We start from the raw sequence: 18,960 nt of genomic DNA, 5'->3' as shown, positions 1-18,960 counted from the left end.
AAGGAATACCGCGATTGCGGTCTTCACCGCAACCCGCTTGCAGGTTTATGCAGCGAGGCGGGATTGGGCCAGGCGGGTGTGCAGGGCGAGCATGCGGTCTACGCAGGTGTTCCAGTCGTAGCGCTCGGCTCGGCGGCGGGCTGCGGCGCGGCGGCCGGGGAGGTCGGCCAGGGCCAGTACGGCGTTGGCCAGGGCGGATGGGGTTGCAGGGGCCCAGCGGCCGCAGGATTCGTCGACCAGCTCGCGGGCGCCGCCGGTGTTGGCGGTGACGACCGGGGTGCCGGAGGCGAGGGCTTCGAGGACGGCGAGGCCGAAGGTTTCGCCGGGGCAGACGGAGAGGGCGATGTCGGCCTCGGCTAGGTGGCGGGCGAGGGTACGGCGGCCGTCGACGTAGCCGTGGAACGTGATCGGCGCTGACCCGGCGATGGCGATGAGCTCGTCGAGGTGCGGGCCGGAGCCGTACACGTCCATTCGCATCCGAACGCCTCGGCGGTGGAGCTCGGCCGCGGTGGCGACGGCCAGGTGCGGGCTCTTCTCGCGGGACAGGCGGCCGGCGTGCACGAGCTTGAGTACGCCGTCGTCCGCCGGCTCGGCCAATGACGGGTGGAAGGTGTCCAGGTCGACGCCGAGCGGGATCCGGACCAGCGGCGTGGTCACCTCGTCGAACTCCGCCGCGGCGTAGCGGGATGTCACCACGACAGCGTCGTACGTCCGGCTGAGGAGTTTGTAGAGCGCGCCAACTCCGGCCGCGACGCCGAGTTGGCGGCCGGTGCGGAGTGAGAGCATCGCGTCCAGGCGTTCGTGACTGAACAGGATCGCGCCGATGTCGTTCTTGCGGGCCCAACGGGCCACCGGCAACAACGTCGACTTGTCCGAGATCTCCACGGTGGTGGGCCGGAACCGTTCGAGCGTGTCGATCACGCGCCACGGGTCGGTGATCAGCCGGTAGCCGCCGCCGACCTTCGGCGCCTTCATCCGGATCACGGTGCCGGCCTCGGTCTCGCTCACGGTGTCGCGTTCGCCGGGCGTGATCACGATCCGCTCCGCGCCGGCGTCGGCGTACCCCTGGCCGAGGTGCTCGATCGCGGTCCGCATCCCACCCGAGGTCGGTCCGACGAAGTTGGCCAGCTGAGCGATCCGCAGTCGGGTCATGCGACCCGCCGTACGGCCGCCGCCTCGCGGAGGACCTCGGCGTAGTGCCGGTCCACAAGGTCGTCGACCACCGCCGGCCAGGTCCGGCTCTGCACCCGTTCCAGTCCGGCGGCGGCCATCCGGCCGCGGGCGGCCGGGTGGTCCAGCAGGGTCTGGACCGCGGTCCGTAGCGAGCCGGGCTGACCGGGTTCGAACAGCAGCCCGTTGTCGCCCGGACGGATCAGGTCGAGCGGACCGCCCGCGGCCGGGCCGACCGTGGCGACCCCGGAGGCCTGCGCCTCCTGGATGGTCTGGCAGAACGTCTCGTGCTCGCCGGTGTGCACGAACACGTCCAGCCCGGCGAAGATCGAGGCCAGGTCGGCGCCCCGGCGCATTCCGAGGAATGTTGCATTGGGCAAGGAGTGTTCGAGCGCGGCGCGGTCCGGGCCGTCGCCGGCGACCACGATCCGGCAGTCCAGGCCGGTCAGCTCGGCGAGCCGCCGTACCTTCTTCTCCGCGGCCAGCCGGCCGACGTACCCGACGATCGGCCTGCCGTCCGGGGAGATCTCCCGGCGCCAGGCCTCGTCGCGGTGGCTGGGGTCGAACAGGTCCAGGTTCACACCGCGGCCCCACAGGTGCACCCGCGGTACGCCGCCTTGCACGAGCTGCTGAACCGACGCGGTGGACGGCGCCAGGGTGCGGTCGGCGCGGGAGTGCACCCGCCGTACCCAGCGCCAGACGCCGCGGTCGGCGGCCGCGAACCAGGGGTACTGGCGGGCGAACCCGGCGATGTCGGTCTGGAAGATCGCGACCGTCGGCAGGCCGAGCTTCCGCGCGCTGCGCAGGCCGTAGGCGCCGATGATGAACGGCGAGGCCAGGTGCACCAGGTCGGGCCGGAACTCGGCCATCGCCCGCTCGATCGAGGGGTCGGGCAGCCCGACCGGGAACTCCTTGTACCCCGGGATGCCGAAGCTGCGCGCCCGCAGCACGGGCACGTCGCGGTAGGTGTCGGGGCCGGGCCCGGCGGCGATGATCAGCAGCTCGTGCCCACGGGCGAGCAGCCGGTCGGCGACGTGGCGAACCGTGTTCGCGACGCCATTGATCTGCGGCAGGAAGGACTCAGCGACCATCACGATGCGCACGCCTCGAAGGTTCCCCACCGCGCATGAACCCTCGGCGACGCTCTCGTGACACCGCGTCGATTCCCTGTCGACGCGTACAGAGACGTGAAGTGTCCTTCAGGTTGCCGCCCGGCAGCACCCGGTGAGGACCATGCGAACAGCCGGGATTCGTCCTCCGCTTGCCGATGGGTGGTGTCAGCGGGTGAGGGTTGTGGTGACGGTCGCTGCGGGGTACCAGTTCTCGAAGTCCTTGTACTGGGCGGTGAACGTGGTGGTGCCGCGGGGCAGGGCGTAGGCGGTGGTGAACGTGCCTGCGGAGGTCAGCTCGGGGTTGCCGATCGAGCGGGCCGTCGAGCCCGGCGGAGTGGCGAAGACTTGGAGGAACTGCTGGTTGGTGGAGCTGCCCGGGCGGGACATCGGCGAGGTCCAGGTGACGGTGACGTAGGCGGTGGACTTGTCCTTGCCCGAACCGGTCCGTGCCGTGACGTGGATGTCGGTGACCGGTGCCTTCGGCGGGTGGGACGGGCCGAAGGAGTGCAGTAGCTGGACGTTCTGGTACGTGTCGTCGTACGTGACGGCCCAAGCCCTGGTGCCGGTGGAGTTCAGCAGCAGCGTGCCCTTCCAGATCTCGTCGCTGCGACGGAAATCCACGGCGTACGTCGGGGTGGTGCTGCCCTTGGCGTAGAAGAGGACGTCGGCGTCGTTGGAGCCGGTGCTCGAACGAGCCACCGCGACCGTGGAACCGTCGGCGGACCAGGCCGCGTCGGCCGGGTAGGCGCCGCTCGGGTAGGTGGTGGAGTCGGAGAGGTCCGGCAGCTTGTACGAGTGGTGCTCGTACGGGTAGCCGGTCGTCTCGACGACCTCTGCGCCGTCGGGGCTGACGGTGTAGTCGACGAGGTTCTCGCCGGTCCTCTCGCGCCGGCCGACGACTGCCGGGGTGGCGCCCGAGACGTCGATGACGTACGTCGTGACCGGCGAGATCCCGGTATCCCCGGCGACCAGCAGGCCGTTGGTGGCGCCGGAGATGATCGGGTGGTAGTCGGGACCGTCCGTGTAGACGATCGGGGCCGTTCCGGGCGCGGACCAGATCAGCAGGCCGGACTTGCCGATGCCGCAGTCGAGGAAGGCGGCCACGACCTTGTCGCCGGTCGGTTCGGTGGCGTAGACGCAGGCGCCGGCCGGGGCGGCGTACGTTGCCGAGGGCACCAAAGTGTCCGCGTCCAGGGCGGTCACCCGGTCGTAGTCGTGAGTGACGAGGAGCTGCTGACGGTCGGCGCTGAGGACCACGTCGGAGGCACCGGTCACAGCCGCGACCTTGGTCTGCAGGACGCCGTCCAGGTCGGTCACGACGAGCGGGAGCTCGCTCCCGGCGCCTTGCGCCAGATAGAGCCGGCCGCGGGCCTCGTCGAGCTCCAGCGCGCGGAGATCCTGCACCGGCAGCTGGGTGCCGACGCTCTTCGCAAGCACCGGCTCGTCGGCCGAGCTGGGGTCGGCGATCACCACACCGACCGCGGACAGCAGGATCAGGGCGAGGCCCCCGAGGGCCGGTCCACGCGCACGCATTCGAGTACTCCGGAGGGTCGGCGGAAAGTCCTTCCCCCGAAGCCGGGTCAGCCTAGAAGGAATTCACCGGTCGGCCAAATCGGCCGGAAGACTGTGTCGGAGCACACGCGCTGCGTGCGCGATGTCACCCAGGCGGTGCATACCAGTGCGGGTGTGGTTCGGCCTACCGTGGGGGAATGAGTCATCGGAGTGAGTCGGGGTTCGAGTTCGCGCCGGTGTACGGGCCGGAGGCGCTGGACGGGTTCGCGGCGGACGCGAAGCTGGGGGAGCCGGGGCGGTTCCCGTTCACCCGCGGGGTCTACCCGACGATGTACACCGAGCGGCCCTGGACGATGCGCCAGTACGCCGGTTTCGGTACGGCGGCCGAGTCGAACCAGCGGTACCACCAGCTGATCGACCACGGCACGATGGGCCTGTCGGTCGCCTTCGACCTGCCCACCCAGATGGGCTACGACTCCGACGCCCCGATCGCGCACGGCGAGGTCGGCAAGGTCGGGGTGGCGATCGACTCGATCGACGACATGCGGGTGCTGTTCGACAAGATCCCGCTGGACCAGGTGTCCACCTCGATGACGATCAACGCGCCCGGCTCGGTGCTCCTGCTGCTCTACCAGCTGGTTGCCGAGGAGCAGGGCGTCGCCGGTGACAAGCTCACCGGCACGATCCAGAACGACGTGCTGAAGGAGTACATCGCCCGCGGCACCTACATCTACCCGCCGAAGGAGTCGCTGCGGCTGATCAGCGACATCTTCGCGTACTGCAAGGCGGAGCTGCCGCGCTGGAACACGATCTCGATCTCCGGCTACCACATGGCCGAGGCCGGAGCCACGCCCGCGCAGGAGATCGCGTTCACGCTCGCCGACGGGATCGAGTACGTCCGGGCCGCGGTCGCGTCCGGGCTGGACGTCGACGAGTTCGCGCCCCGGCTGTCGTTCTTCTTCGTCGCCCGAACCACGCTGCTCGAGGAGGTCGCGAAGTTCCGCGCCGCCCGCCGGATCTGGGCCCGGGTGATGCGCGACGAGTTCGGCGCCACCAACCCGAAGTCGATGATGCTGCGGTTCCACACCCAGACCGCCGGCGTCCAGCTCACCGCGCAGCAGCCCGAGGTGAACCTGGTCCGGGTGGCGATCCAGGGCCTGGCCGCCGTACTGGGGGGAACGCAGTCCCTGCACACCAACTCGTACGACGAAGCCATCGCCCTGCCCACCGAGAAGGCCGCCCGGCTCGCGCTGCGCACCCAGCAGGTGCTCGCCTACGAGACCGACGTGACCGCGACCGTCGACCCGTTCGCCGGTTCGTACGTCGTCGAGTCGCTCACCGACGAGGTGGAGGCGGCCGCGGTCGAGCTGATGGATCAGGTCCAGGAGTACGGCGGTGCCGTCGCCGCGATCGAGAAGGGCTTCCAGAAGCAGGAGATCGAGCGGTCGGCGTACCGCATCGCCCAGGAGATCGACTCGACCGAGCGGGTCGTGGTCGGGATGAACAAGTTCAGGATCGCCGAGGAGGAGCCGTACGAGCCGCTCCGGGTGGATCCGGCCATCGAGGCCCAGCAGGTCGAGCGGCTGGCCAAGCTGCGGGCCGAGCGGGACCAGACGGCCGTGGACGAGGCGCTGGCCGACCTCCAGGCGGCGGCCCGGGGCTCGGAGAACTGCCTCTACCCGATGAAGAAGGCGCTGCGGGCCCGGGCGACCGTGGGCGAGGTGTGCAACGCCCTGCGCGACGTCTGGGGCGTGTACGTGCCGGCCGACACCTTCTGATTCTCGTCCGGTCTGGACCGCCGCCCGGAAGCACCACACGGTGGTCGAGGTCCAGGTCCCGAACCGCTGATCGACCCTCAGTCCAGCAGGGCGCAGGACGCCAGCACCATCATCCCGATGGTGATGGCGTCCTCGTCCACGGTGAAGCCCGGCGTGTGCAGGTCCGCGGCGTCGTCCACACCGGCCGAGCGGACTCCCAGCCGGGCCATCGCGCCCGGGACGTGCTCGAGGTACCAGGCGAAGTCCTCGCCGCCGAGGCTCTGATCCGTGGACGCCACCGCGTCGGGCCCGACGGACAGCTCGACCGCGCGCTTCAGCACGCCGATGGCGTCCGCGTCGTTCATCACCGGCGGTACGCCGTGGGTCACCTCGGTGCTCACCTCGACGTCGTACGGGGCGATCAGCTGCCCGGCCAGCGTCGGGACCAGTTCGGCTGCCAGCTTCCAGGCGTTCACGTCCAGGCAGCGCAGGGTGCCCTCGGCCTCGCCGCGGGCCGGGATCGCGTTCGCGGCCGAGCCCGCGGTGATGCGGCCCCAGACCAGCGACATGCCGGCCCTCGGGTCGACCCGGCGGGACAGCGCGGCCGGCATCTCGGTGACCAGGGTGGCGAGGGCGAAGACGAGATCGCCGGTGAGGTGCGGCCGGGAGGTGTGGCCGCCCTCGCCGGTCAGCCGGACCAGGATGCGGTCGGCGCCGGCGGTCAGTGCGCCGACCCGGAGGCCGACCTGGCCGACCGGCAACCGGGGATCACAGTGCAGGCCGTAGATCCGCCGTACGCCGTCCATCCCACCGGCTGCGATCACGCCGAGGGCGCCACCGGGCATGACCTCCTCGGCGGGCTGGAAGATCAGCCGGACGCGGTGGTTCAGCAGGCCCTCGGCCGCCATCTGGGCGAGGACCACCGCGGTGCCGAGCAGGACGGCGGTGTGCACGTCGTGGCCGCAGGCGTGGGCCACGCCCTCGTAGCTGGAACGAAAGGGAGCGTCACTACCGTCCGTGACCGGCAGCGCGTCGATGTCGGCGCGCAGCGCCACGCAGGTGTCGCCGGAACCGATGTCGCAGATCAGGCCGGTGCCGGTCGGCAGCACCTGCGGGGACAGCCCGGCGGCCACCAGCCGCTGCCGGATCAGCTCGGTCGTCCGAACCTCGTGCCAGCCCAGCTCCGGGTGGGCGTGCAGATCGCGACGTACCGCCACGATCTCGTCCCGGACCGCGGCGATCCGGCTCTGCAGATCGCTGAGCAGCACCTGCTGCGAAATCGTCATTGCGCGATTCTCGCATCGCGGTTGCGAGACGCCGGTCCCAGGCTCCGAGACCGGACCGATCCGGTCAGGCGCAGCTCACCCGCCGCGTTGGCGTTCTGGCGGAGCGTCACGGTGGAAACTACGATTGAGTAACGAGCATTTCAGTCACGCATTGTCAGTGGCTGGGGGGTCTTGCCGGGTCTATCGTGTCGCTGCGACCGCCTGCACGGGGCGATCGGAGATCGAGGAGGCATCTTGCGGCACACGACGAAGCTGGCGGCTCTTGCCGTCACCGTGGCGCTGGTGGTGGCCGGCTGCGCGAAGAAGGAAGAGCCTGGTGCCGCCGCCAGTGACGAGCTGTGCGCCGACAAGTCGGGGGCGGGACCCAAGATCGGCCTGGCCTACGACATCGGCGGCCGCGGCGACAAGTCCTTCAACGACCTCGCCGCGGCGGGTGTGAAGAAGGCCGTGGAAGAGTTGGACGCCACCTGTGAGGAGGCCGAGGCCGCCCAGGAGGAGCCCGACTCCGTGAAGGAGGAGCGGCTGCGCACGCTGGCCGAGGCCGGCTACAACCCGATCATCGGCGTGGGCTTCGTCTACACCGAAGAGGTCGTCAAGGTCGCCAAGGAGTACCCGGACATCAAGTTCGCCGTCGTCGACGGTTTCGGCGAAGCCCCGAACGTCACCAACCTGGTGTTCTCGGTCGAGCAGGGCTCGTTCCTGGTCGGTGTCGCCGCGGGCCTGAAGTCCAAGGCCAAGAAGGTCGGCTTCATCGGCGGTGTCCGGGGACCGATCATCGACCCGTTCGCGGCCGGGTACAAGGCCGGGGTCGCCGCCGTCGACCCGAGCATCACGGTCGACATGAAGTGGCTGTCCGACAAGGGTGACGCCAAGGCGTTCGCGAACCCGGCGGGCGGCAAGACCGCTGCGACGGCGCTGTACGACGCCGGTGCAGATGTCGTCTTCCACGCCGCGGGCCTGTCCGGCAACGGCCTGTTCGACGTTGCCGCCACGAAGCCGGACGGCACCTGGGCGATCGGCGTCGACGCCGACCAGTACCAGACCGCGACCCCGGAACAGCAGAAGCGCATCCTGACGTCGTCGCTGAAGAAGGTCGACGTCGCCGTCTTCGACTACGTGAAGATGTTCAAGGACGGCACCACCAAGGCCGGCTTCGACCTCTACGACATCAAGCGTGACGGTGTCGGGTACGCCACCAGCGGTGGCTTCGTCGACGACATCGCGCCCAAGATCGAGGAGTACAAGGCCAAGCTCGTCTCCGGCGAGCTCACGGCGCCGTCGAAACTCTGACGACAGGAAATCTCGGGCTCGGGCCGGTGACGCGGTAGCGTTCTGGCCCGGGCCCGAAGCTCGTCCGGCGACAACGGGGTCGCCGCGGAGATCTGGGAGTGTGCGACATCGACACCATGACTCAGACGACGGCCGTCCGGCTGCGGGGAATCGGCAAGAGTTTTCCCGGTGTGGTGGCCAATCACGACGTCGACATCGACGTCCGGTCCGGCACCGTGCACGCCCTGGTGGGAGAGAACGGGGCCGGCAAGTCGACGTTGATGAAGATCCTGTACGGCGTGCAGAAGCCGGACGAGGGCTCGATCGAGATCAACGGCGACGAGGTGGTCCTGCACTCCCCGGCCGACGCCATCAAGCACGGTGTCGGGATGGTCTTCCAGCACTTCATGCTGGCCGACAACCTGACCGTGCTGGAGAACGTCGTCCTCGGCGCCGAGAAGCTGTACGGCATCGGCGACAAGGCCCGCGCGAAGATCAAGGAGCTCTCGGACGCCTACGGGTTCGGCCTGTCGCCCGACGACCTGGTCGAGGACCTCGGTGTGGGCCAGCGGCAACGAATCGAGATTCTCAAGGTCCTGTACCGCGGCGCGAAGATCATCATCCTGGACGAGCCGACCGCCGTCCTGGTGCCGCAGGAGGTCGACGCGCTGTTCGGCAACCTGCGCGAGCTGAAGTCCGAGGGCTACACCCTGCTGTTCATCTCGCACAAGCTCGACGAGGTGCTCGCGGTCGCGGACGACGTCACCGTGATGCGGCGTGGCACGACCGTCGCGTCGGTGCACCCGAAGGACGTCTCCGCGCGGCAGCTGGCCGAGCTGATGGTGGGCTCGGAGCTGCCGTCGCCGAGCACGGAGGAGTCGACCGTCACCGAGGACGTCCAGCTCACGGTCGAGAACGTGACCCTGGCCGGCGCCGGCGAACGGAACCTGCTGGACGACGTGTCGCTGCGCATCCACCGCGGCGAGGTGCTCGGCATCGCCGGTGTCGAGGGCAACGGCCAGACCGAGCTGGTCGAGCTGGTGATGGGCATCCGGCCGGCCACCTCCGGACGGGTCCGGCTCGGTGACAAGGACATCACCGACTGGCGCACCGCGGACCGTCGCAACGCCGGGATCGGCTACATCCCCGAGGACCGGCACCGGCACGGCCTGCTGCTCGACTTCCCGCTGTGGGAGAACCGGATCCTCGGTCACCAGGACCGGTCGCCGAGCTCGCGCGGACCGTGGATCAACAAGTCCGGCGCCCGCAAGGACAGCGACCGCATCGTCGAGCAGTACGACGTCCGGACGCCGTCGATCGAGACCACCGCCCGGGCCCTGTCCGGCGGTAACCAGCAGAAGTTCATCGTCGGCCGCGAGATGAGCGGCGACCCGGTGCTGCTGATCGCGTCCCACCCGACCCGGGGTGTGGACGTCGGCGCCCAGGCCGCGATCTGGGACCACATCCGGGAGGCCCGGCGGCAGGGGCTGGCGGTGCTGCTGATCTCCGCCGACCTGGACGAGCTGATCGGTCTGTCGGACCAGATCCAGGTGATCCTGCGCGGCAAGCTGGTCGGCGAATTCGACCCTGACACCGTCACCCCGGAGCAGCTCGGCTCCGCGATGACCGGTGCCGGAGAAGAGGAGTGATGGGCAAGCTCGACCTGCGCCGGATCGGCCTGGCGCTCGCCGCGCCGGTGCTCGCGATCGTCGTCGCGCTGGTGATCACCTGCTTGATCCTGCTGGCGGCCGGCAGTTCGGTCTCCGGCTTCCTCAGCACGATCTTCTCCATGCCGGCCGAACGCAACGTCATCAACATCCTGAACAACGCGTCGATCCTCTACCTGTCCGGCCTGGCGGCCGCGATCGGGTTCCGGATGAACCTGTTCAACATCGGCGTCGAGGGGCAGTACCAGGTGGCGGTCTTCACCGCCGCGGTGTTCGCCGCCCAGGGCTGGCTGCCGGGACCGCTCAACGTGCTGGTCTCGATCGTGCTGGCGATGACGGCGGGCGCGCTCTGGGCGTCCATCGCCGGCCTGCTGAAGGTCACCCGTGGCGTCAGCGAGGTGATCTCGACGATCATGCTGAACGCGATCGCGGTGTCGCTCACGGCGTACCTGCTCCGCCAGGTCGGTGTGGAGACGGGGAGCAACCTGGCCACCCAGGAGATCCCGCAGGACAGCTGGGTGCCCGGTATCCCGTTGTTGCCGGGGGCTCCGAACGAGCTGCTCGGCCTCGCCCTGCTGGCCGTCCTCGGCGGGATCGGGTACGCCGTCCTGCTGAGCCGGTCGAAGTTCGGCTTCAACCTGCGGGCCACCGGCACGTCGGCCAGCGCGGCCGTTGCCAGCGGCATCGACGTACGGCGGATGGTGGTCGTGTCGCTGATGATCTCCGGCTCGATCGCCGGCCTGATCGGGTTGCCGCTGCTGTTCGGCAGCTCGCACAGCTACGGCACCACGTTCCAGGCCGGGATCGGCTTCGCCGGCATCGCGGTCGCGCTGCTCGGCCGGAACAACCCGATCGGCATCGCGTTCGGCGCGCTGCTGTTCTCCTACCTGACCGAGCAGAGCAACCTGCTCGAGATCAACGCGCGGGTGTCGCCGGACATCGTCGCGATCAGCCAGGGCGTGATCGTGCTCGCCGTCGTGATCGCCTACGAGGTGGTCCGCCGGTACCGCAACGCGCTCGAGCAACGGCAGGTGGCAGCCGAACTCAGCAGCTCGGCCCCGGCCGAGGCGACCCCGGAGGCGACCCGATGACGATGGCTCCCGAAGAGCTCCGGCCGGCCGGAGCCCCGTCCGAGGCCCTGGTGCCGCGGCGCCGGATCAGCATCTGGATCTGGCTGCTGATCGGCCTGGCGCTGCTGTCCGCGGTCCGGGTGCTGACCGGCGCGCACGAGGTCGCCTCGGCCGGCACCATGCGCGAGGCGGTGAACGCCTCGGTCCCGATCGCCCTGGCCGCGCTGGCCGGTCTGTGGTCGGAGCGGGCCGGCGTGGTCAACATCGGCCTCGAGGGCATGATGATCCTGGGCACCATCGGCGCCGGGTACTTCGGCTACTGGTACGGCCCGTGGTCCGGCATCGTCGGCGCGATGATCTTCGGCATGATCGGCGCCGCGCTGCACGCGCTGGCGACGGTGATCTTCGGCGTCGACCACATCGTGTCCGGTGTCGCGATCAACATCATCGCGCTCGGTACGGCGGCCTTCCTGGCCGACACCTGGTTCTCCGGCCTGCAGGGTGGTGGCCCGACCCAGTCGCCACCGCTGGACGCCCCGCTGTCGATCACGATTCCCGGGGTCTCCGAGGCGATGATCGACCTGCAGAACAAGCACTGGTTCATCATCTCGGACCTGGCCTCACTGGTCGCCGCGGTGACCACCGAGCTGTCCACCATGACGATCCTGGCGGCCGTGCTGATCGTCGGCAGCGCGCTGCTGCTGTGGCGTACGGCGTTCGGTCTGCGGCTGCGGTCCTGCGGCGAGAGCCCGGTCGCGGCCGAGACGCTGGGCGTCAACGTCTACCGCTACAAGTTCATCGCCGTCCTGACCTCGGGCGCGATCGCCGGCGCGGGCGGCGCGTTCATCGCGCTGGTCTCGTCCGGGATCTACCAGAACGGGCAGACCGGTGGCCGTGGCTACATCGGCCTGGCCGCGATGATCTTCGGCAACTGGCGCCCGGGCGGCCTGGTGATGGGCTCGGCGCTGTTCGGCTACACCGACGCGCTCCAGCTCCGGGCCGGCGGTGAGGCGGTGCACGCGCTGCTGATCATCGTCGCGATCATCCTGCTCGGCGTCGCCGTGCTGCAGTACCGGCGCGGGCAGAAGATCGCCGCGGTCACCTCGCTGGTGATCGCGATCGGGTTCGCGATCTGGTTCTTCACCACCGACACCGTCCCGGCCGACTTCACCCGGATGACGCCGTACGTGACGACCCTGCTGGTCCTCGGGCTGGCGGCACAGCGGCTCCGGATGCCGGCTGCCGACGGGCTCCGATATCGACGAGGTCAGGCGGGTTAGCGCCGTGCCGGACGAAACCTCGGCCGTCGACTGGCCGGCGCTCCGGTCGGCGGCGGTCGAGGCGATGGGGCGGGCCTACGCGCCGTACTCGCGCTTCCCGGTCGGCGCCGCGGCGCTGGTCGACGACGGCCGGGTGGTGACCGGGTGCAACGTCGAGAACGCGTCGTACGGGCTGGGGCTGTGCGCGGAGTGCGGGCTGGTCTCGGAGCTGATGAACACCGGCGGCGGCCGCCTGGTCGCGTTCACCTGCGTGAACGGGCACGGTGAGCTGCTGGCGCCGTGCGGCCGGTGCCGTCAGCTGCTGCACGAGCATGGCGGTCCCGCGCTGTTGCTCGAGACATCGAGCGGGATCCGGCCGCTGCGCGAGCTGCTGCCGGACGCGTTCGGGCCGGAGTCCCTGGAGGAGGAGAAGTGAGCTTCGACGCTGTCGACGTGATCCGCGCCAAGCGGGACTCCGGTGAGCTGAGCGACGGCCAGATCGACTGGGTGATCGACGCCTACACCCGCGGCGACGTCGCCGACGAGCAGATGTCTGCGCTGGCGATGGCGATCCTGCTGAACGGGATGAACCGCCGCGAGATCGCCCGCTGGACCGCGGCGATGATCGCCTCCGGCGAGCGGATGGACTTCGCCCGGCTGTCCCGGCCGACCGCCGACAAGCACTCGACCGGTGGGGTCGGCGACAAGATCACGTTGCCGCTGGCGCCGGTGGTGGCGGCGTGCGGAGTCGCCGTACCGCAGCTGTCCGGGCGCGGCCTCGGCCACACCGGCGGCACGCTGGACAAGCTGGAGTCGATCCCGGGGTGGCGCGCCGCGCTGTCCAACGAGGAGCTGATGCGCCAGCTGGAGGACGTCGGCGCGGTCATCTGCGCGGCCGGTGACGGGCTGGCGCCGGCCGACAAGAAGCTCTACGCGCTGCGGGACGTGACCGGCACGGTCGAGGCGATCCCGCTGATCGCCAGCTCGATCATGAGCAAGAAGATCGCCGAGGGCACCGGCGCCCTGGTGCTGGACGTGAAGGTCGGCTCCGGCGCCTTCATGAAGGAGCTCGCCGACGCCCGCGAGCTGGCCGAGACGATGGTTGCGCTCGGCACCGACGCGGGCGTGAAGACCGTTGCCCTGCTCACCGACATGTCCGTCCCGCTGGGGCTGACCGCCGGCAACGCCCTGGAGGTCCGCGAGTCGGTCGAGGTGCTGGCCGGCGGCGGCCCGGCGGACGTCGTCGAGCTCACCGTCGCCCTGGCGACCGAGATGCTCGCGGCCGCCGGCGTCACGGACGTGGACCCCGCCGAGAAGCTGCGCGACGGTACGGCGATGGACGTCTGGCGCGCCATGATCGCGGCCCAGGGCGGCGACCCGGCGGCGGAGCTCCCGGTCGCGCCCGAGCAGCACGTCGTACCGGCGCCGTCGTCCGGAGTCCTGTCGAAGCTCGACGCGCTGGCCGTCGGTGTCGCCGCCTGGCGCCTCGGCGCCGGCCGGGCCCGCAAGGAGGACCCGGTGTCCGCCGTCGCGGGCGTCGAGCTGCACGCCAAGCCCGGCGACCAGGTCACCGAGGGCCAGCCGCTCCTGACCCTCCACACCGACGACCCGGCCCGCTTCGATCGCGCCCTGGAGTCCCTGACCGACGCGGTCGAGGTCTCCACGTCGTACCAGCCGAACCCGCTGATCATCGACCGCATCACGGCCTGACGGCGCGCGCCGGCGCTGAGTGAACCGCTCGGCTGGTATGAAACGCATCCAGCGCCGCGCTCCCGCCGGGCTGGGTGACGTCCTAGCTGGACGTGGCGGTCAGGCGGGATCGCTGCTGGGCTGCCAGGGTTGTGAGCAGGGCGGTGTCCGGGAGAGGGTCGGTGCCCAGGGCACCGGTCTGGCGGACGGTGAGCTCGGCGACCAGGGCGCCCACGGTGATGCTCACCTGGGCGACCGCCTCGGACTGGCCGGTGCCGCCGTCGTAGTCGACCCGGGCGTCACTCAGCGCGTTCGGCACGCCGAAGGCCCGCTCGTGCGTGTCCTGGCTCCAGAAACCCTGCTGCAGCGTCTTCGCCTTCGCCGGCGATGCGGCCCGGAACAGCTGCACCGTGTACTGCTTCTTCTTGTCCGGGCTCAGCAGGCTCGTACGGTAGCCCTCGACGAACCCGGCGTTCAGCAGCAGCGCCCGGTCCAGTGCGGGATCGGCCGACCAGTTCTCCACGAAGGCGGTCGCGGTGAACGCACCACCGGCGCTGCGCGGATCAGCGACGTACCCACGCGGCAGCACGACCAGTCCGGCCAGCGTGGTCTTCGCGGTCTTGTCCCGCACCGCCGCCGGGGCTTTGGTTGCCGAGGGCGTCTGTAGCGTGCCGACCGAGGCTCCGGCGTCGTTCCCGCAGCCTGTCACCCCGAGCAAGAGCGCGGTCACTACAGCGGCAACGCCTGGCGCAGTCCGCTTCACGGTTGTTCTCCGTCCGACTTCTCGCCCCGAGATCATCAGAAGGTCTCCGGGCCAGATGCCATCAGACCAAGGTGAACCCCGGGCGAACGGACGGCGAATCAGCGGGAGCGCGCCTCCGTGAGCAGCGTCTCGATCCGGCGCCGGGCCGCCTTCGGATGCAGGGGTTCGCAGCCCGCGTCGAGACAGCGCCGGACCACCTGCGGGTCGTCGCGGAGCAGCAGCAGACCGCGACGCAGCAGGGTGAGCGGCGGCTTGCGGTGTTCGCGCAGGTCGCGCTGGAACCGGCGGACGAAGGTGACGATGCGGTGGTGCCGGACGCAGATCGCGGCGGCGAGCAGCCCGCGGTCGCGCAACGCGTCGACGATCTGGTCCGCGAAGATGCCCTCGGCAATGATCAGCGGCGATCCCGCGGTGGACACCGGCCGGTGCCCGACGGTGCCGTCGGCGGCGATGTCGTAGATCGGGAGGTCCGCGACCCCCGCCGTACACAGCGTCTCCAGCGCGGCGACGGCCCGGTCGCCGTCCCAGGACCGCGGGTCGTCCCAGTCCACGATCCCGAGCGGTGAGCGCGGCATCGCCTCGTCGTCGCCGTCGCGGTAGAAGTCGTCCAGGCGGACGACGGGCAGCCCGACCAACTCGGCCAGGTGCGACTTCCCCGTCCCCGAAGGCCCCGCCAGCAACACCACACGCGCACTCACCGGGCCATTCTGGGGTATGGTCCGCTCACCGGGGAGGGGGTGGGGGATGCCCGACAGGCTGACGAAGGCCGGTACGGCGGCGTACGCGCTGGTGGCGATCGTCATGGGTGTGCAGGCGGCGCTCATGATCCGGCGCGACAACGGCTGGGACAGCGTCCATGGCTGGGTGTTCGCGAGCCTGCTGGCTGTGGTCGTGCTGACCGGCGTTCTGCTGGCAGCCGGCGCGCTGACCCGCCGTGGGCTGATCGCCGACGACGGACCCTGGATCTTCCGGAACGGCTGGATCGTGCTGGTCGTCCTGCTCGCCGTGAATGTGCTGGTGTCGATGCTCGCCCCGGCTGACCAGGACGGACCGTTGGTCTGGGTGACCGGGCCGGCTGTGTTTCTGCCGCCCTTCGTCCGGCGGCTGGAAGAGTCGTACTACGACGGAGTGGCCGAAGCTAGAGCAGGGCGTGACGGAGAGCGGCCGCCTGGGTCTTGAACCAGTGGTTGGTGCGGTCGGTGAGGGCTGCCTCGCCGGTCGTCCAGCGCTGGTGGAACCACGGGTGACCGGTTTCGGCGCCGCGGCGGACGTAGTCCATGCACCAGATGTGGTTGCGAGCGGTCGCGTCCACCAGACGGATCCGGTCCGCCTCGTCGAGGCCGTACGCGTCGGCGAACCGGCGGAGCCGGAGCAACGAGCGGCCGCGGCGCGGGTCGGCGATGTCGGCCTCGGGGCGCAACGGGGCCCACAGCCGTACGGCGGTGGCGACATCCCACAGCGCGGAGCCGGGACCGGCCAGGTCGAAGTCGATCAAGGCAACCGCCACCCCGTCCCGGAACACCACGTTGTCCAGGTTGGGATCGTTGTGGCTGACGAGCTCCTCGACGTACTCGACCGGCACCGGCTCGGCCCAGTCCAGCCCGGTGGGGTCGAAGCCCGCGACCGCCTGGTGGTACTCGCGGAGCAGCCGGGCGACGCTGTCGAGCGCCGTGTCGGTCATCGACCAGGCCGGGTACGGCTGAGTCACCGTCTCACCCGGCAGGTAGGACAGCACCTCGCGTTGCTGGGAGTCGACCCCCAGGAAGGTCGGCGCACCGGTGAAGCCCACGCTCTCCAGGTGCTCGAGGAGGGCGTGCGTGGCGGTGCTGCTCGCGCGCAGGGGCCGCCGTACGGTGTCGCCGACGCGCACCACGAGCCCACGGTTGGCGGTACCGCCGAGCAGCAGTGTCTCGACCTCGGACATCGGGCGTCAGTGTGTCTCGTCCAGCAGCGCCTTCGCCAGGGGTGAGTGGGTAACGATCCCGTTCACCAGCCCGCTGCGGACCGCGGCCCGGACGGCGTCGACCTTCGCCAGGCCGTACGGGATCGCGATCACCTCGTCGATCGCGTCCATCTGCTCGGCGTTGATCGCGACCACCCGGTCGGTCACCCGGCTGTGCACCGGCTGCCCGTCCGCGTCCACGAACACCCCGGAGATGTCCGCCACCACGCCGCGCTTCAGCAACTGGTCACAGGCCTTCTCGTCCATCGCGTCGTACAGGGTCGACTGGCCGGCCGCCCAGGACCCGAGCCCGACCACGGCCTTGGTCACCGAGTCGAAGTGGCTGATCGCCTCGGCCACCTCCGGCTGCTGCCGCAACGCCCGCGCCGTGGCGGCGTCCGGCACGACGAGCGGGGCGTAGAAGAGGTACGCCGGTCCGCCGGACAGCCGGGCCGTGTGCCGCACGAGCTCGACGGAGTTCGCCTCGACGTCCGGCCGGGTCAGCGCACCGGTGAGTTGTACGACGGGGACGCGCGCGAGCGTGGTGAGTTGCTCGGTCATCGCGGTGACCGCGCGCGCCCAGGCGAGACCCAGGACGTCCTCGGCGGTGACGATCTCGGACAGCAGGTCGGCGGCGGCCTTGCCGAGCTGGAGCCGGAGTGCGGCCGGGTCCTCCTCGGGGGTGTCGACCACGATCGCGCGGCGGAGGCCGAGCGTCTCCTGCAGCCGGGCGGACAGGTCGATGTCGATCGCGCCCGGGTGGCTGATCTCGATCCGCACCAGGCCGCTGTTGCGCGCCTGGTCCAGCAGCCGGGCGACCTTGAACCGGCTCAGCCGGAACTCGTCGGCGATCTCCACCTTCGACCGCCCGTCGACGTAGTACCGGCGCGCGATCGACGCCGTCAGCACCAGCTGTGCCGGGCCGAAGGTGCTCGACTCCATGAAGCCTCCCCGCCTCTCCGCTCCGCTCATATGAGCAGGCCTGCGCCCTAGTGTTGCACAGACTCTTGACAGGTCAAGGGCCTTCCCGGTTCACTTCTGGAGTGAGCAGACCCCTGCTCAAATGAGCGAACCCCTTTTGACAGCGAAGGAGCAGCTCGTGCTGGGACAGCGGAAACGCCTCGGGGCGGTCGCGGTCGCATTCCTGGTGAGTGTGGTCAGCGGCTGTGCCGGGTGGGGCGGCGGTGCGGGCGGCGGCGGGGCCGACAGCATCAACGTGCTGATGGTGAACAACCCGCAGATGGTCGACCTGCAGAAGCTGACCGCCGACCACTTCACCAAGGAGACCGGGATCAAGGTCAACTTCACGGTGCTGCCGGAGAACGACGTCCGGGACAAGATCAGCCAGGAGTTCTCCAGCCAGGCCGGCCAGTACGACGTGGCCTCGCTGAGCAACTTCGAGATCCCGATCTACGCGACCAGCAAGTGGATCGCGCCGCTCTCGGACTACATCGACAACGACCCCTCCTTCGACCAGGACGACGTGCTGAAGCCGATGACCGAGTCGCTGTCCGGTGAGGACGGCAAGATCTACGGCGAGCCGTTCTACGGCGAGTCGTCGTTCCTGATGTACCGCAAGGACGTGCTGGCCTCGAAGGGCCTGACGATGCCGGCCAAGCCGACCTGGCAGGAGGTCGCGGACATCGCGGCCAAGGTGGACAACGCCCAGCCCGGGATGCGCGGGATCTGCCTGCGCGGCCAGCCCGGCTGGGGCCAGCTGTTCGCGCCGCTGACCACGGTGGTGAACACCTTCGGCGGTACCTGGTTCACCGAGGACTGGCAGGCGCAGGTGGACGCGCCGGAGTTCAAGGAGGCGACCAACTTCTACGTCGACCTGGTCCGCGCGCACGGCGAGCTCGGCGCACCGCAGGCCGGCTTCACCGAGTGCCTGAACAACACCATCCAGAGCAACGTCGCGATGTGGTACGACGCCACCTCCGCGGCCGGATCGCTGGAGGCGCCGAACTCCCCGGTGAAGGGGAAGATGGGCTACGCGCCCGCGCCGGTCGTCAAGACGGACAGCTCCGGCTGGCTGTACGCGTGGGCCTGGGGCATCCAGGAGGCCAGCAAGAAGAAGGACAACGCCTGGAAGTTCATCTCCTGGGCGTCCGGCAAGGACTACGAGCAGCTCGTCGGCGAGGAGCTCGGCTGGTCCCGCGTCCCGGCCGGCAAGCGGGCGTCGACGTACGAGAACCAGCAGTACCTGCAGGAGGCCGGCGCGTTCGCGGAGCCGACCCGGCAGGCGATCGAGACCGCCGATCCGCGCAACCCGGGAACCCAGCCGCGGCCGGCGATCGGGATCCAGTTCGTCGACATCCCGGAGTTCCCGGATCTCGGCACCCAGGTCAGCCAGGACGTGAGCTCGGCGATCGCCGGGCGGATGAGCGTTGACGAAGCGCTGAAACGCGGGCAGGAGCTCGCCGACGACGTCGCGGAGCGCTACCGCTCGCGCGAAGCGAAGTAA

General features: G+C 70.1%; 17 protein-coding genes. 9 read left to right on the top strand and 8 right to left on the bottom strand.

Annotated elements, in window-relative coordinates; genetic code table 11:
• Nucleotides 1-45: 45 nt before the first annotated feature.
• The 3 genes from ACWCOV_RS03520 to ACWCOV_RS03510 all read right to left on the bottom strand — a co-directional run bounded on the left by ACWCOV_RS03520 (nt 46) and on the right by ACWCOV_RS03510 (nt 3,815).
• Entirely contained in the window at nt 46-1,152 is a 1,107-nt protein-coding gene (locus tag ACWCOV_RS03520) for a glycosyltransferase (protein WP_449827636.1), read from the bottom strand.
• The gene (locus ACWCOV_RS03515) at nt 1,149-2,273 is read right to left on the bottom strand and encodes a glycosyltransferase family 4 protein (RefSeq protein ID WP_449827635.1); all 1,125 of its coding nucleotides are present in this window, start codon (nt 2,271-2,273) and stop codon (nt 1,149-1,151) included. Before ACWCOV_RS03515 ends, ACWCOV_RS03520 begins: the two co-directional genes overlap by 4 nt.
• A gap of 174 nt (nt 2,274-2,447) precedes the next feature.
• Entirely contained in the window at nt 2,448-3,815 is a 1,368-nt protein-coding gene (locus ACWCOV_RS03510; RefSeq protein WP_449827634.1) for a hypothetical protein, read from the bottom strand.
• 176 nt (nt 3,816-3,991) lie between these two features.
• Between ACWCOV_RS03510 and ACWCOV_RS03505 the strand changes: the two genes are divergently transcribed.
• Nucleotides 3,992-5,572: an acyl-CoA mutase large subunit family protein gene (locus ACWCOV_RS03505; protein WP_449827633.1), complete on the top strand. Its 1,581-nt coding sequence runs from the start codon at nt 3,992-3,994 to the stop codon at nt 5,570-5,572.
• 77 nt (nt 5,573-5,649) lie between these two features.
• Here the strand turns inward: ACWCOV_RS03505 and ACWCOV_RS03500 are convergent, their stop codons facing one another.
• Complete coding sequence (locus ACWCOV_RS03500; protein ID WP_449827632.1) at nt 5,650-6,837, bottom strand: amidohydrolase; 1,188 nt, start codon at nt 6,835-6,837, stop codon at nt 5,650-5,652.
• Nucleotides 6,838-7,071: 234 nt separating this feature from the next.
• Between ACWCOV_RS03500 and ACWCOV_RS03495 the strand changes: the two genes are divergently transcribed.
• From ACWCOV_RS03495 to ACWCOV_RS03470, 6 genes are all read left to right on the top strand, one after another.
• Nucleotides 7,072-8,127 carry a BMP family lipoprotein gene (locus ACWCOV_RS03495; protein ID WP_449827631.1) on the top strand — a complete coding sequence of 352 codons (1,056 nt, stop codon included), beginning with the start codon at nt 7,072-7,074 and terminating at the stop codon, nt 8,125-8,127.
• 116 nt (nt 8,128-8,243) lie between these two features.
• Nucleotides 8,244-9,755, top strand: coding sequence for an ABC transporter ATP-binding protein (locus ACWCOV_RS03490; RefSeq protein WP_449827630.1), 1,512 nt, complete (start codon nt 8,244-8,246; stop codon nt 9,753-9,755).
• Nucleotides 9,755-10,864, top strand: coding sequence for an ABC transporter permease (locus ACWCOV_RS03485; RefSeq protein ID WP_449827629.1), 1,110 nt, complete (start codon nt 9,755-9,757; stop codon nt 10,862-10,864). The genes ACWCOV_RS03490 and ACWCOV_RS03485 overlap by 1 nt, the downstream gene beginning before the upstream one ends.
• The gene (locus tag ACWCOV_RS03480; protein WP_449827628.1) at nt 10,861-12,123 is read left to right on the top strand and encodes an ABC transporter permease; all 1,263 of its coding nucleotides are present in this window, start codon (nt 10,861-10,863) and stop codon (nt 12,121-12,123) included. The genes ACWCOV_RS03485 and ACWCOV_RS03480 overlap by 4 nt, the downstream gene beginning before the upstream one ends.
• 4 nt (nt 12,124-12,127) lie before the next feature.
• Complete coding sequence (locus tag ACWCOV_RS03475; RefSeq protein ID WP_449827627.1) at nt 12,128-12,538, top strand: cytidine deaminase; 411 nt, start codon at nt 12,128-12,130, stop codon at nt 12,536-12,538.
• Nucleotides 12,535-13,812: a thymidine phosphorylase gene (locus tag ACWCOV_RS03470; protein WP_449827626.1), complete on the top strand. Its 1,278-nt coding sequence runs from the start codon at nt 12,535-12,537 to the stop codon at nt 13,810-13,812. Before ACWCOV_RS03475 ends, ACWCOV_RS03470 begins: the two co-directional genes overlap by 4 nt.
• An 82-nt stretch (nt 13,813-13,894) precedes the next feature.
• Here ACWCOV_RS03470 and ACWCOV_RS03465 read toward each other — a convergent pair whose 3' ends face one another.
• Together ACWCOV_RS03465 and ACWCOV_RS03460 are read right to left on the bottom strand one after the other, a co-directional pair.
• The gene (locus ACWCOV_RS03465) at nt 13,895-14,554 is read right to left on the bottom strand and encodes a hypothetical protein (RefSeq protein WP_449827625.1); all 660 of its coding nucleotides are present in this window, start codon (nt 14,552-14,554) and stop codon (nt 13,895-13,897) included.
• Between the two features lie 98 nt (nt 14,555-14,652).
• Complete coding sequence (locus tag ACWCOV_RS03460) at nt 14,653-15,252, bottom strand: uridine kinase family protein (protein WP_449827624.1); 600 nt, start codon at nt 15,250-15,252, stop codon at nt 14,653-14,655.
• A 46-nt stretch (nt 15,253-15,298) separates the two neighbouring features.
• Here ACWCOV_RS03460 and ACWCOV_RS03455 point away from each other — a divergent pair, with 46 nt between their 5' ends.
• The gene (locus ACWCOV_RS03455; protein ID WP_449827623.1) at nt 15,299-15,733 is read left to right on the top strand and encodes a hypothetical protein; all 435 of its coding nucleotides are present in this window, start codon (nt 15,299-15,301) and stop codon (nt 15,731-15,733) included.
• Here ACWCOV_RS03455 and ACWCOV_RS03450 read toward each other — a convergent pair.
• Together ACWCOV_RS03450 and ACWCOV_RS03445 are read right to left on the bottom strand one after the other, a co-directional pair.
• Nucleotides 15,693-16,478 (bottom strand): phosphotransferase, encoded by a 786-nt coding sequence (locus tag ACWCOV_RS03450; RefSeq protein ID WP_449827622.1) that lies wholly within the window; start codon nt 16,476-16,478, stop codon nt 15,693-15,695. The genes ACWCOV_RS03455 and ACWCOV_RS03450 overlap by 41 nt on opposite strands.
• A 6-nt stretch (nt 16,479-16,484) precedes the next feature.
• Nucleotides 16,485-17,438 (bottom strand): sugar-binding transcriptional regulator, encoded by a 954-nt coding sequence (locus ACWCOV_RS03445; RefSeq protein ID WP_449827621.1) that lies wholly within the window; start codon nt 17,436-17,438, stop codon nt 16,485-16,487.
• Nucleotides 17,439-17,595: 157 nt separating this feature from the next.
• On the opposite strand from ACWCOV_RS03445, the gene ACWCOV_RS03440 reads away from it, so the two are divergent.
• Nucleotides 17,596-18,960 (top strand): ABC transporter substrate-binding protein, encoded by a 1,365-nt coding sequence (locus ACWCOV_RS03440; protein ID WP_449827620.1) that lies wholly within the window; start codon nt 17,596-17,598, stop codon nt 18,958-18,960.

This window comes from Kribbella sp. NPDC002412 (assembly GCF_053592935.1).
Note: the sequence above shows the minus strand (reverse complement) of the source record. Positions and strands in the feature narration are given on the sequence as shown.

Coding starts and splice junctions, on each gene's coding strand:
- ACWCOV_RS03450 (WP_449827622.1), bottom strand. CDS start 16,478: ATGTCCGAGGTCGAGACACTGCTGCTCGGCGGTACCGCCAACCGTGGG.
- ACWCOV_RS03485 (WP_449827629.1), top strand. CDS start 9,755: ATGGGCAAGCTCGACCTGCGCCGGATCGGCCTGGCGCTCGCCGCGCCG.
- ACWCOV_RS03490 (WP_449827630.1), top strand. CDS start 8,244: ATGACTCAGACGACGGCCGTCCGGCTGCGGGGAATCGGCAAGAGTTTT.
- ACWCOV_RS03455 (WP_449827623.1), top strand. CDS start 15,299: ATGCCCGACAGGCTGACGAAGGCCGGTACGGCGGCGTACGCGCTGGTG.
- ACWCOV_RS03505 (WP_449827633.1), top strand. CDS start 3,992: ATGAGTCATCGGAGTGAGTCGGGGTTCGAGTTCGCGCCGGTGTACGGG.
- ACWCOV_RS03480 (WP_449827628.1), top strand. CDS start 10,861: ATGACGATGGCTCCCGAAGAGCTCCGGCCGGCCGGAGCCCCGTCCGAG.
- ACWCOV_RS03510 (WP_449827634.1), bottom strand. CDS start 3,815: ATGCGTGCGCGTGGACCGGCCCTCGGGGGCCTCGCCCTGATCCTGCTG.
- ACWCOV_RS03445 (WP_449827621.1), bottom strand. CDS start 17,438: ATGGAGTCGAGCACCTTCGGCCCGGCACAGCTGGTGCTGACGGCGTCG.
- ACWCOV_RS03520 (WP_449827636.1), bottom strand. CDS start 1,152: ATGACCCGACTGCGGATCGCTCAGCTGGCCAACTTCGTCGGACCGACC.
- ACWCOV_RS03500 (WP_449827632.1), bottom strand. CDS start 6,837: ATGACGATTTCGCAGCAGGTGCTGCTCAGCGATCTGCAGAGCCGGATC.